This window comes from Staphylococcus sp. GDY8P85P (assembly GCF_017892405.1).
Classification (GTDB): domain Bacteria; phylum Bacillota; class Bacilli; order Staphylococcales; family Staphylococcaceae; genus Staphylococcus; species Staphylococcus borealis.
This window is the reverse complement of the sequence record NZ_JAESLA010000017.1, coordinates 121,370-134,933: the sequence shown is the minus strand read 5'-3', so window position 1 is coordinate 134,933 and position 13,564 is coordinate 121,370. Positions and strand designations below refer to the sequence as shown.

The 13,564-nt window shown below is 33.8% G+C and carries 11 protein-coding genes, 1 pseudogene and 1 riboswitch; of the genes and pseudogenes, 8 read left to right on the top strand and 4 right to left on the bottom strand.

What is annotated here, in order from left to right; all coding sequences use genetic code 11:
* The first annotated feature begins 142 nt into the window (after positions 1 to 142).
* Together KA828_RS04535 and KA828_RS04530 are read left to right on the top strand one after the other, a co-directional pair.
* Positions 143 to 637, top strand: a complete 495-nt coding sequence (locus tag KA828_RS04535) for a P-loop NTPase family protein (protein ID WP_210125510.1) — start codon at positions 143 to 145, stop codon at positions 635 to 637.
* A 216-nt stretch (positions 638 to 853) separates the two neighbouring features.
* Positions 854 to 2,179 carry a putative glycoside hydrolase gene (locus KA828_RS04530; protein WP_075108796.1) on the top strand — a complete coding sequence of 442 codons (1,326 nt, stop codon included), beginning with the start codon at positions 854 to 856 and terminating at the stop codon, positions 2,177 to 2,179.
* Between the two features lie 60 nt (positions 2,180 to 2,239).
* On the opposite strand, the gene KA828_RS04525 is transcribed toward KA828_RS04530, so the two are convergent.
* Positions 2,240 to 2,866 (bottom strand): cell surface protein, encoded by a 627-nt coding sequence (locus tag KA828_RS04525; protein WP_075108795.1) that lies wholly within the window; start codon positions 2,864 to 2,866, stop codon positions 2,240 to 2,242.
* Between the two features lie 197 nt (positions 2,867 to 3,063).
* On the bottom strand, positions 3,064 to 3,495 hold the full coding sequence (locus tag KA828_RS04520) for a hypothetical protein (protein ID WP_178377483.1): 432 nt from the start codon (positions 3,493 to 3,495) through the stop codon (positions 3,064 to 3,066).
* 141 nt (positions 3,496 to 3,636) lie between these two features.
* Positions 3,637 to 3,743: riboswitch (SAM riboswitch) on the top strand.
* Between the two features lie 111 nt (positions 3,744 to 3,854).
* On the opposite strand from KA828_RS04520, the gene KA828_RS04515 reads away from it, so the two are divergent.
* On the top strand, positions 3,855 to 4,670 hold the full coding sequence (locus tag KA828_RS04515) for a MetQ/NlpA family ABC transporter substrate-binding protein (RefSeq protein ID WP_210125509.1): 816 nt from the start codon (positions 3,855 to 3,857) through the stop codon (positions 4,668 to 4,670).
* Positions 4,671 to 4,935: 265 nt separating this feature from the next.
* On the top strand, positions 4,936 to 6,273 hold the full coding sequence (locus KA828_RS04510) for an aspartate aminotransferase family protein (protein ID WP_210125508.1): 1,338 nt from the start codon (positions 4,936 to 4,938) through the stop codon (positions 6,271 to 6,273).
* A gap of 237 nt (positions 6,274 to 6,510) precedes the next feature.
* Here the strand turns inward: KA828_RS04510 and KA828_RS04505 are convergent, their stop codons facing one another.
* The gene (locus KA828_RS04505; RefSeq protein ID WP_053028895.1) at positions 6,511 to 7,962 is read right to left on the bottom strand and encodes an APC family permease; all 1,452 of its coding nucleotides are present in this window, start codon (positions 7,960 to 7,962) and stop codon (positions 6,511 to 6,513) included.
* Positions 7,963 to 8,701: 739 nt separating this feature from the next.
* Between KA828_RS04505 and alsS the strand changes: the two genes are divergently transcribed.
* The 3 genes from alsS (at position 8,702) to KA828_RS04490 (ending at position 12,132) form a co-directional block, all read left to right on the top strand.
* Positions 8,702 to 10,366, top strand: coding sequence for an acetolactate synthase AlsS (alsS, locus tag KA828_RS04500; RefSeq protein WP_210125507.1), 1,665 nt, complete (start codon positions 8,702 to 8,704; stop codon positions 10,364 to 10,366).
* Between the two features lie 34 nt (positions 10,367 to 10,400).
* Entirely contained in the window at positions 10,401 to 11,105 is a 705-nt protein-coding gene (gene budA / locus KA828_RS04495; RefSeq protein WP_053028893.1) for an acetolactate decarboxylase, read from the top strand.
* Positions 11,106 to 11,244: 139 nt separating this feature from the next.
* Complete coding sequence (locus KA828_RS04490; protein WP_210125506.1) at positions 11,245 to 12,132, top strand: zinc ribbon domain-containing protein; 888 nt, start codon at positions 11,245 to 11,247, stop codon at positions 12,130 to 12,132.
* A gap of 245 nt (positions 12,133 to 12,377) precedes the next feature.
* On the opposite strand, the pseudogene KA828_RS04485 reads toward KA828_RS04490, so the two are convergent.
* A pseudogene (locus tag KA828_RS04485) lies at positions 12,378 to 12,659 on the bottom strand (CocE/NonD family hydrolase C-terminal non-catalytic domain-containing protein); the annotation flags it as partial.
* Positions 12,660 to 12,721: 62 nt separating this feature from the next.
* Here KA828_RS04485 and KA828_RS04480 point away from each other — a divergent pair.
* On the top strand, positions 12,722 to 13,315 hold the full coding sequence (locus tag KA828_RS04480) for a TetR/AcrR family transcriptional regulator (RefSeq protein WP_075109407.1): 594 nt from the start codon (positions 12,722 to 12,724) through the stop codon (positions 13,313 to 13,315).
* Positions 13,316 to 13,564: the final 249 nt, after the last annotated feature.

Genomic DNA, 13,564 nt, shown 5'->3' with positions numbered 1-13,564 from the left:
ATTCATTATGATAAAAAAGAAGTACATTCTCAAGTTATAAAACTTATATTTATTGAAAATTCTTATTTTACAGTTTATAGTTTCATAAATTGTACTTATTTTGTTGTATGACTCATTTTCAAAAAAATGCGAGGTAAAAAACATGGAACATCGTATTTTGATTATTGGTAGCCTAGGTTCAGGAAAATCAACGTTAGCAATGCGTTTACAACAGAATTATAAGATACCTTTGTATCACATCGATAAAATACAATGGCTTAACGATCAAGCGACTGTAACGCCGGAATCCTTGCACGCTCAGTTGAAAGAAATTGTAGTGACGCCATCTTGGATTATTGATGGTCATTATTCAAATACATTACTCATGAGACTAGAACGCGCAACGACAGTGATTTGGATTAAAGAATCGAGGTGGAAGTGTATATACCGTGTCATCAAGCGTTATCTAATGACTGTATTTAGAAAGCCAACAGTAGGTGGCAATCCTAAGACAATAAGTTTAGCCTTTCTCAAATATGTTTGGGATTTCCCTGAAAATAATTACGACAAAGTAGACGCCTATTATCAACAAACGCAACATCATACGCAATGGGTTATTGGAAATACGCAATCAATTTATTCAAAATTAAACCTATGATTACGAGATTTAATTTAAAATTCGTTTAAAAACATACAAATATTAGATAATTTAATTTATAAAATTTTGTCTTAGCGAATATTTTTGTTAAAAATATGCTATTCTAAAGGAAAGTTAGGTTCTCTTATTTAGGATAATGAAACTCTTTAAATCGCTTACTATTCTAAATAATGAGAACCTAATTATACATATAAAGCATATTCGGAGGCTAAGGGAATGAAAAAAAACAAATTATTTGCTGTATTAACAACAAGTGCTTTGTTACTCGCTGCGTGTAGTAATGGAGATCATTCATCTAGTAGCGGACAAAAAGGGGACAGCCAGAAGAACGAACAGACAAACAGTCAAAGTGAAAAATTAAAACAGAATAATGATAAGAACAACAATGAGAATAAGGTTGACTATCCTAAGGATGGTGTCAAAGGGATTTATGTAACAAGTAATTCAACACAAGGCGATAAAATCGATGAATTAATCAAATTTATTAAAGATTCCAATTTAAATACTATGGTTATCGATGTTAAAGATGATGAAGGTAACATAACAATGAATCTTAACACTGGCAACAAGCAAGTGGATAAAAACACATTAGACATTGTTGATGGTAAGAAATTACTGAAAAAATTGCATGATAACAACATTTATCCAATTGCGCGTATTGTTACATTTAAAGATTCTAAACTAGCGAAAGAACATCCGGAGTGGTCATTTAAAGAAAGTGATGGTTCAGTTTGGACAAATGGTAAAGGTGATAGCTTCGTTAACCCATTTATGAAAGAAGTTTGGGACTACGACATTGATGTAGCCAAAGCGGCAGCTAAAGCCGGTTTCCAAGATATTCAATTTGACTACGTGCGTTTCCCAGAAGGCTTTGAAAATGAAGCAGACAGTCTAACTTATAGTAAAGGTGACTATAAAAATAGCAAGTTAAGTTCTGGCGATCAGCGTGTGGATACCATTACGAAATTCTTAGAACACGCTAATAAAGAGTTGAAACCGATGGGTGTTAATATATCTGCGGACGTATTTGGCTATTCTGCATTAGTTAAAAATGCACCTGGTATTGGTCAAAGTTTCCCTAAAATATCTGAAAATGTAGACGCAATTTCATCAATGATTTACCCATCACATTGGAGCAATGGTGACTTTGGTTTACAAGCGCCAGATACAGAACCATATAAAACAGTGAATCGATATATTCAAAAAGAAAATAACTTATTAGATTCACTTGGTAAGAAAAAACCAATTTCACGTCCATGGATTCAAGACTTTACAGCATCATACTTAGGCGATGGTAATTATATTGATTATGATGCGAAAGCTGTATCTGAACAAGTTCAGGCATTAAAAGATAATGGTGTAAATGAGTTCTTACTATGGAATGCCGGCAACGAATACACTGAAGATGCGAACTATAATCCTAAAAAAGGTAGCGCGAAAGAACGTGACCCTGAGGGTGTAGAACAAGACACAAAGCAGAATGAGAAGCAAGACGACAATAAGAAAGATAAAGACAACGAAAATAATAATAGCACTCAATAATGTTAAAAAGGGAGAGAGACAGAATTCTTTTAAATTCTGTCTCTCTCCCTTAGTAATATCTTAGTCAATGTTCTTATGCGTTTGTTTCGCTACGAATATGCTCCCCAATAATAAGCAAAGACCACCTAATAGTTGAGTGGATTGTTCATGATGCGATTGACCTGTTTCTGGTAAAGATGATTGCGTCGTCGTATGATGGTTTTCTTGCTTTTGATCTGATTGAGACGAAGGTACTTCATTAGATTTAACGTTACCAACATAGTAAGTATTTAATTCACGTGCACAATCTACGGAATTGACTTTTGACGCTGCTTCTTGTCGGTCATCTAATTCAGCGGCATTCGCAATACCGTGTTCAACATATGTTTCTCCACTTTGAAGTCGATTGAAGTTACTGTATCTATCATTTTTATATTCGACTTGGCCATTTTTATAAACTTTATAGACACCTATACCAGCATTTGCCTTATTGTGGCTTTCAATTTTGAAATAGTCCCCTTTATCAATTGCTTTGTCAAAGTTTTGTAAATCTGGATTACCACCACTATTTGATAATGCTTCCGAAGCAATTTCTTGTGCATTGTCCTTCGTCACTACATCAGCTGCGAGTGCATGTTGTCCGTTAAAAGCAGATAATATTACCGTACTTGTTAAAAGTGTTGACGCAAATAGAGAAACCTTCACCACAATGAAAACCCCATTTCATTATTTATCTTTTACAACGTTAGTGTAACATTCAGATTTAATTAAAAGAGGGGATTAAAGTAAACCATATTGAAACTTTAAATTAGCTTAAAGAACGGCGTATTTGTAAAGTTAAATTTACAATAGTGATGTTTTAATGACTATAAGCGATTGTTTATATAACGTGCATGGTTATCAACTTACCATTTCTTTTTAGAAAAATAAGGAATCGACCATGCCATCAGTAAAGTGAATATCAAGTGTGCGATCATCCATAAGGCATACGCTACCCAATTAAATTGGAACAGTGAACGTTCAGCCAACGTAATAAGTAATGGGTATAAGATTAGAAAAATAATCATTAATAAGAGATAACTTAATTTGTATAAAGGTTTGAATAACAGATAAATGATTAGAAACGTTATGTAAATACAAAATCCAATAATGATATGAATTAAAAGTTCTAAAATAAGTGGTGTCTTATTAGGATCTGCGATGAAATCAATGTTGATTAATAGCAAAGTAAGGTGTGTCGTATGCATCACCACATCCATGACAAACATGATAAGTAATAATAAAATACTAATGAACAATGCACTAAGTAAGTGATAGCTGTAACGTAACATAATCATCAACCCTTCGAATGTGTTTAACAAGCTATTCCCTACAGTAAAACAACTTACACATTTTAAAAATTTAGAATATTTAAAAAATGATATTGACCCAAGCTTGATCCAATGCTAATATAATATCAATTCAATAAAACTTGTTAACTCTTATCAAGAGTGGTGGAGGGATGTGCCCTGAGAAGCCCAGCAACCGTCGTGTAACGAAATGGTGCTAATTCACATAAAGTAGACAATACTTTAAGAGATGAGAGAAAGTGTATCGATACTTTCTCTTAAATAATAGAAAGTATTTTTTTATGTCTTCTAACTATTTAAGAGTTGAAGTGTAGTTGAATCATTTTAAAAAAGAGGTGTCGATATACATGAGAAAATGGTTAAGTATGATCAGTATTTTAGTTTTAATTATCGTATTAGCAGGATGTGGCAAAGATAAAGAGGATGATAAGAAAATCACAGTTGCTGCTTCACCTGCACCCCATGGAGATGTGTTGAAGAAAGCTAAAGAACAATTAAAGAAAAAAGGTTATGATCTAGAAGTTAAAGAGGTTAATGATTATAAAGTACCAAATAAATTATTAGATAAAGGCGATGTAGATGCTAACTTCTTCCAACACGTACCGTATCTAAAAGCTGAGAAGAAAAGTCATGGCTATAAAATAGAAGAATTAGGTAAAGTATTTACAACGCCAATGGGTGTCTATAGTAAGAAATATAAACATTTGAAAGATATTCCTGAAGGATCAACGATCTATGTTTCAAATAACCCTGCAGAGGAAGGACGATTTTTATCTTTCTTTGTAGATGAAGGTCTGATTAAGTTGAAAAAAGGTGTCAAAATTGAAGATGCCAAGTTTGAAGATATTGCGGAAAATAAAAAGAATTTAAAATTTAATCATCAGCAAGGGGCTGAGTTTTTACCTAAAACATATAAAAACGGTGAAGGTGCAGCAGTTATTATGAATTCTAACTATGCCATCGATAATGGTTTAAAACCGTCTAAAGATGCAATTGTGATGGAAGGTAAATCATCACCATTTGCCAACATTATCGCAGTTCAAGAAGGACATAAAAATGATAAGAAGTTCCAAGAATTATTAAAAGTCATGCAATCTAAAGAAATTAAAGACTATATTAAAAAAGAATATGGAGACGATGTCATTCCTTACGAAAGTAAATAATCCTATATCTTTATTGGGGAGTGGGACAACGAATTTAAAAGAATTCTGTCCCACTCCCTCATTTTTTTAATAAATATGTATCATCAAAAAAACTAAAAATAGCAAATTATAATTATTTTTGATTATTCAGAAAATATTTACAAATCTGACAATTATTAGTAAGATATTGAATATTATCAATGAAACATTGTTTATTAAGATGGCCGGAGACTTTTCAAAGAGAGGGATGTAAAAGGGATGGTCGATTATGGGAGGATGAGTCAATATGAGTAAAGCAGAGGAATTAATACAAGAGGATGGGAAGTACTTTGCGGTATCAGGAAGAATTAAATATTACCCATTAGCCATTGATCATGGTTACGGTGCGACACTCGTAGATGTGGATGGTAAAGAATACATTGATTTATTAGCAAGCGCGAGCTCGCAAAATGTAGGGCATGCACCTAAACCGGTAATTGAAGCGATTCAGAAACAAGCTGAGAAATTGATTCATTATACACCTGCATATATGTATCATGAACCAGCAGTGAAATTATCTAAGAAACTATGTGATATTGCGCCAGGTGATTATGAAAAACGTGTGACGTTTGGATTGAGTGGATCTGACGCCAATGATGGCATTATTAAATTTGCAAGAGCGTATACTGGTCGACCGTATATCATTAGTTTTACAAATGCCTATCATGGTTCAACATTTGGGTCACTATCGATGTCAGCCATTAGCTTAAATATGCGCAAGCATTATGGTCCTTTATTAAATGGCTTTTATCATATTCCGTTTCCAGATAAGTATAGAGGTATGTATGAACAACCTAATCCTAATACAGTAGAAGCGTATCTTGCACCACTTAAAGAAATGTTCGCCAAATATGTGCCAGCAGAAGAAGTTGCATGTATTGTCGTAGAAACGATTCAAGGTGATGGTGGTTTACTAGAGCCAGTAGACGGTTACTTTGAGGCGTTAGAAGCATTATGTCGTGAACATGGCATTTTAATTGCAGTAGATGATATCCAACAAGGACTAGGGCGCACAGGTACATGGAGTTCAATTGAACACTTTAATTTCACACCGGATTTAATCACATTTGGCAAATCATTAGCTGGTGGGTTACCGATGTCTGCGATTGTTGGTCGCAAAGAAATCATTGAAACGCTTGAAGCACCGGCGCATCTATTTACCACTGGTGCCAATCCTGTAAGTTGTGAAGCGGCTTTAGCAACATTGAAAATGATTGAAGATGACGCATTACTAACTGCTAGCTCGGAAAAAGGCGCCTATGTACGCAACCGAATGGACAAATGGGTTGATAACTATCAATTTGTCGGAGATGTACGTGGTAAAGGTTTATCTATTGGCGTTGATATTGTGTCAGATAAACAAATGAAAACGAGAGCCTCAGAAGAAGCGCTAAAGATTTGTAATTATTGCTTTGATCATGGTCTTGTACTGATTGCAGTAGCTGGCAATGTACTTCGTTTCCAGCCACCATTAGTCATTACGTATGAGCAATTAGATTATGCGCTAGATACAATAGAAGATGCGTTACAAGCATTACAAGATGGACAATTAGACAACTATAATATAGATGGACAAGGATGGTAATACATCAAGAAAAGGGAGTGGGACAGAATTCTTTTTGAATTCGTCGTCCCACCCCCGCAAGGATGACTAGAACTGAAAAAAGCTTGATTTAAGCGCCTTCTCAGTTCAGTCAGCTACTGCGAAGGCACAAAATAGATTCATTATATTATTTTTGTCCGGACTCATTTAATGTAAAAATCAAAAGAAGCACCTATCTCATGAAAATAAATGAGATAGGTGCTCTATGTTATGGCTATATTAATCTTTCGGTACGATGTACTCTTTTTCTTCATTTTTCTTAGAATGTCGAACACCATAACTTAAATAGATGATGATACCAACGACAAACCAAATTAAAGTATAGAGTTTAGCGTCGAAGCTTAATCCCCAGAATACAAGTAATACTAAGATGAATGTAATAATTGGTAGTACTGGGAAGAACGGTACTTTAAATGACGGTACGGGTAAATCTTTACCTTCACGTTTTCTTAGTCGATACATTGCAAGAGATACAAACATGAATGCAACTAATGTTCCGGCAGAAATAAGTTGTGCTAAGAATGCGAATGGGAACATTGAACCAATTAATACACCAATAATAGTAAGTATTAACAGTGCTCTGTTTGGTAAGTGCTTATGGTTTAATTTAGATAACCATGATGGTAATAAACCATCACGACCGAATGAATAAAGCAAACGTGATCCTGCTAACATCATACCAATTAAAGCGGTGAACATACCTATTACTGAAATTGCTTGAATGACAGCCGCGATAATACCATGACCACTTTGACGTAGTGCCCAACCTACAGGCTCTGCATTGCCAGCATATTTAGAGTAGTGGAACATACCTACTAATACTAATGCTACACCTACGAATAATACAAGTGCGACAGCTAATGAACCAAGAATACCACGTGGCATGGTTCTTTGTGGATTGATTGCTTCTGCAGAGTTAGCTGCAATAGAGTCAAAGCCGATATAAGCTAAAAATATCATTGAAACCCCAGCATAAATACCTTGCCAACCACCGAAATCACCATTTTCAGTGACTTTATGTTCTGGGATAAATGGTACATAATTGGATGCTTGAATGGCTGTTAAACCTACAATAATGAATAATACAATTGCTAATACTTTTAAGATAACTAAGATGTTCTCAATACGTGCAGTCTCAGTCATACCACGCGATAAAATAATTGCAGTAATAATGATAACTACAGCCGCGATAATGTCTATGACGCCACCATCAGCGCCAAACGGATTGGATAAAGCTTTAGGCAATACAATACCTAAAGGGGAGATCAGTCCTCTTAAATTTGCTGAGAATCCGGATGCTACAAAGGCAACGGCAATAAAGTACTCAGCTAAAAGTGCCCAACCTGCTACCCAACCTGAAAATTCGCCAAATAAAACGTTAATCCAAGAATACGCAGAACCAGCGAAAGGCATAGTTGATGCCATTTCAGCATATGAGAAGGCAACTAAACCTGCTACAATTGCTGCTAATAAGAATGATAACGCAACGGCAGGACCTGCATGTTCAGCTGCAACAACACCAGGTAATGTGAATATTGCAGTTGATACAATTGTACCAACACCTAATGCAAGAAAATCTCGAACACGTAATGTACGTTTCAAGTGCCCATCTTTATTTTGATAGATTGTGGGATCTTCTTTTCGAGTTAAATTTTTGAAAAAACTGGCCATAATCATGAACCTCCACTTACTTAATAAAATGAGTTATAAGATTAGCTTGTTAGCTCTAGAATATTTATTATCTTAGCATAAAACTTTATATTTTTGTCTAAAATTTCTGAAAATTTTAAGTTTTCTCACTTTTTATAAAATGACAGAGTATAACAAGGAAATTTTAAATGATAGATTTGATTATAACAGATTAAAAAGAAATAAAAACAACTAAAAAGAGTAAAATTATACTTAAAATATAAAAAGGGGTCTTTTGACTGAGAATAATATGCTAAAAACTTAGAATAAGTCAAGTAATTAGACCTTTTTTTAGCTACTTTTTACTAAAAAATTAAACTTTGTTGACCTATTCCATTATGGAATAGGTTCTATCGAAAATATGTATTTTATTAATAGTTACGCACATACTATAATGAGTCATGTAATAAAGTTACATCATATTCAAATGCTTCTATTATGTGTAATAAATCCATCCCCTTATATTGAATCAACGCTTAAGTGTTGAACTTTATGATTTGTTACACCTCTTGACATAAATAGAAGACTCCCATCTCGCATTTGAATATGCATCCCTAACTGAGATTACTAGCAACAATGAAATAATGAAGTAACTTTAAATATAAAGAAGCCACAACTCATGTAACTAAGTCTTTCCCTCTTTTTCCCTTAAAAATAGACATGTATGTGGCTTCTTTTTAATATTAAAAAATAATTGGACTTTGAAAGGATATGAATTTAGATGACTAAAGAAAACTACTCTGCTGCAGATATGGTCATTGATACTTTAAAAAATAATAATGTGGATTATGTATTTGGTATTCCGGGAGCAAAAATCGATTATCTCTTTAACGCACTTGAAGATGATGGTCCAGAACTTATTGTGACACGCCATGAACAAAATGCTGCTATGATGGCGCAAGGAATCGGACGTTTAACTGGTAAACCAGGTATGGCATTAGTTACAAGTGGCCCAGGCGTGAGTAACTTAACAACTGGATTATTAACTGCTACATCAGAAGGAGATCCAGTGTTGGCTATCGGTGGCCAAGTTAAACGTAATGACTTATTACGTATGACACATCAAGCAGTAGATAATGCTTCTCTTTTAAGATCATCTACAAAATATAGTGCAGAAGTACAAGATCCTGAGTCTCTTTCTGAAGTAATGACAAACGCTATCCGTACAGCGACTTCAGGTAAAAATGGTGCAAGTTTTATCAGTATTCCGAAAGATGTTATCGAATCACCTGTAACATCTAAAGCAATTGATTTATGTGAACAACCACAATTAGGTGTTCCAAATTTAGAAGATATTCAAGATGTAATTAAAGCGATAAAACATGCTAAATTCCCAGTGTTGCTAGTAGGTATGAGAAGTTCAAGTGAGAAAGAAACAGAAGCCATTCGTCAATTAGTTGCGAAATCAAATTTACCAGTTGTTGAAACATTCCAAGGTGCAGGTGTGCTTAACCGTGAGTTAGAAAATCACTTCTTCGGACGTGTAGGATTATTCCGTAACCAAGTGGGTGACGAATTATTAAGAAAAGCTGATTTAGTCGTCACAATAGGGTATGATCCAATTGAATATGAAGCAAGTAACTGGAACAAAGAACTTGAAACAGAAATCATTGTTATTGATGAAGTACAAGCCGAAATTACAAACTTCTTACGTCCTAAAAAAGAATTAATTGGTAATATTGCAGGTACGATTCAATTATTATCTGAGAATGTGCATGAACCAATCATTAATCAAAGTCGTTTAGATGACTTAGAACGTTTAAGAGCAGATGTTATTGAAGCAACAGGTATTAAATATACTCATGAAGATGGTGTGATGCATCCATTAGAAATTATTGAAACAATGCAAAACACATTAACTGACGATACTACAGTTACTGTCGATGTGGGTAGTCATTATATTTGGATGGCACGTAAATTTAGAAGTTATAACCCAAGACACTTATTATTTAGTAATGGTATGCAAACACTTGGTGTTGCTTTACCTTGGGCAATTGCAGCTGCACTAGTACGTCCAAATACACAAGTTGTGTCAGTAGCAGGAGATGGCGGTTTCTTATTCTCAGGTCAAGATTTAGAAACAGCCGTACGCAAAAAATTAAACATCATCCAATTAATTTGGAATGATGGTAAATATAATATGGTAGAATTCCAAGAAGAAATGAAATATAAACGTTCAGCTGGTGTTGAATTTGGACCAGTTGATTATGTGAAATATGCTGAATCATTTGGTGCTAAAGGGTTACGTGTTACTAGCCAAGCAGAATTAGAAGCAGCATTAAAAGAAGGCTATGAAACTGATGGCCCAGTATTAATTGATATTCCAGTTAATTATAAAGATAATATCAAGTTATCAACAAATGTATTACCAGATTCTTTAAATTAATTTTTAGATAAACAAACTTAGGAGTGAATATTCAATGAGTCACGTATTATATCAACATGGTACGTTAGGTACATTAATGGCAGGTCTGTTAGAAGGAACTGCATCTATCAATGAACTATTAGAACATGGTGATTCAGGGCTAGCGACATTAACTGGTTCTAATGGTGAGGTTATCTTTTTAAATGGTGAAGCATTTCATGCCAATGAACATAAAGAATTTAAGAAATTGAATGGCGATGAAATGACACCATACGCAACGATTACACGTTTTGAAGCAGACCAATCTTATCAAACCTCAGATAAGGATTCTGAAAACGTATTAAATGAAGTTAAGGAACATATGTTAAGTGATAATCTATTTTCTGCAGTGAAAATAAGTGGTACATTTAAAAAAATGCATGTACGTATGATGCCTAAACAAGAGCCACCGTATACTAGATTGATTGATTCAGCACGTAGACAACCAGAGGAAACACGTGAAGATATTAAGGGAACAATCATCGGTTTCTTCACACCTGAGTTATTCCATGGTATTGGGTCTGCTGGTTTTCATATTCATTTCGCTAATGATGATCGCAACTTTGGCGGCCATGTATTAGATTTTGAAGTGGATGATGTCACAGTGGAAATTCAAAACTTTGAAACATTCGAACAACATTTCCCAATCAATAATAAAACATTTACAGAAACAGAAATTGATTATGCGGATGTTGATGCAGAAATTAGAGAAGCTGAGTAACTAATAATCATACCTAAAAAAGAAAGATGAATTCTTAATGAATTCATCTTTCTTTTTTAATTTATAAAATATAATATATGACACAATATAAAATAATGGTATAATGACTTAGAATTTTATATTTATGGAGGTAGCCCTAATGCAATGTCCAAATTGTGGTCAGACATATCAACCAGGAGATCAATTTTGCGGTAGTTGTGGTAAGAAATTAAATGATTCAACGCTCCAATCAACGCAATCAGCAACAGAATCAGTCAATTCGGAGATTCAATCTACAACGTATTCTAAAACAGTTAAACAAGAAGGTTTCAATGAAACACAACGTGATAATGCGTATGAACATGGTGAATTTGCACATAGATATATGTCTTATGAACACCGTTATGCTGAAGGTCCATTCACACTGAAAGTGAAAACAACATTTAATGAAAGTAAGTCATTTTTTAAACAAGCATTTACTGCTCATGATGCTGTAATTAAAGGGGAACATTCATTTAGCCAGACGTTACTTGCTTCATTAGTCGTTATTGGTTTGATCATATTGGGAATGTTTTTACACATATTTTCAGCAAGTTTATTTGATGGTTATTTTGTTGATACTGCAACAATTATCTTGAAATTTGTATTAACACTCCTGTTAGCACTTGTGTTTTTACTTGTCGTAACATTTGGCGTTATTCGCTTAATGATCGTAGAACGTATTTTATTTAAAAAAATATTATCAGATTATATATTCATCAATACACTGTCAGTCAGTGTGCTGTTTTTAGGACTTGTTGTGTTTTTCCTTGAGTTCTATATTTTCAGTGGTATATTGATTGCGTTCTCTATGATTTTACTTATAACATCATCAATAGTCTTAATTTCGAAATATAGTGTGAATCATACACTACGTATAGCGAGTTTTTATGGCATCATGATTTTCTTTGTCATTATAGCCTTCGCCATGCATTTGTTCGGATCAACGCTTGTTCATCATTATGATGATTTAGGTATTGCACATCAACTGTTTTGGCGTTGGTTATAACGCGTTGGGACATGTAAGTCATTCATATTAACAATAAAAGGGAGTCGGACAGAATGTTTTTAAATTCGTCGTCCGCTCCCATTTTGCTTTGCTTGTAGGATTTTTTAGTGAAATGCGCTTTGCTGGGGCACTAGATTATAACTGAGAAAAGCTGGGTTTAAGCGTCTTCTCAGTTTAGTCAGCTATTGTAAATTTCCAAAACAGTATGATTATATTATTTATGCCCAGATACTTTTTATCCATTGTTATTCAATTACAGGAATGATTAAGTGTGAATCATAATTGTCGCCAGTATATACAAGATGACGACCTTTGTTTACTGTATCTTCATGTTCATAGCGTGTTTTCATATTAGGTAAAGGTGTGCTATTATCTTTGATAATTTCGTTACCTTTAACAATAACTACTAAAGATTCACCTTTTTTAAATAATGTGCTTGATGGTAATAATTCTATTTCAACTGGCACGATTTCATTTGGGTTAACTTTTTGTTCGTGTTCATGTGTATGCCATGGTTGGGTAATTGTACGAAAACCAACAAGGTCGGTATAATTGTACAAAAACAAACATGTAAAGTGAGGTCTATAAAATGACTCAAGATCGTAGAATTAGGAAGTCGCAACAAGCGATTAAAATGGCATTTATCAATTTATTACATAAATATGATTTCAATGATGTAACTGTACAACAAATTACAGATTTAGCTGATATTAATCGCGGTACGTTTTATAAGCATTACTTAGATAAATACGATTTGCTAGACAAAATGGAAGACGAACACGTAGATGTAGTGCGTACGTTTATTAAAGAAAGCAAACAAAGTAGTGGCGGGAAGTTCTCAACAGAGGATTTAAGACACATCATGGAATTTCTGATTGCACATATTGAGGATAATATAGCATTTTATCAATTAATGTTCAAAATAGGGACAGCGTCTAAATTGCATGAAAAATTATATGGCTTGCTAACGAACTATTTAAATAGTTTTACAAATACACAGGGTGATATTAGTGGTATTCCATTTTCTTATTTTATGAGTTATGTATCAGGTGCAGGATTATCATTCTTAAGACATTGGGTTGAGGATGATAACCGTATCCCTAAAGAAGATTTAATTCAATATTTTTACGATATTGTTAATAATGGACCAGCTACAATTATACAAAGAGAGATTAATAAATAATGTATGGCTTCTAATTACTGATATTAGTGATTAGGAGCTTTTTCATTTAACTGACATTCTATGTATCTTGGGTTATACATATATTTTTATATTTAAAATTAAGCATAAAAATAACGTTTTCTTAAACCACAATTTAGAAAACGTTAGCCCAATAATAGAAATTGGAGATACATATTGGCTTACCTATAAGTCAGTAATATGTCCTTTATTTTTACACCTAGTTCCAAATCTCAAACGATCTAGGTGTTT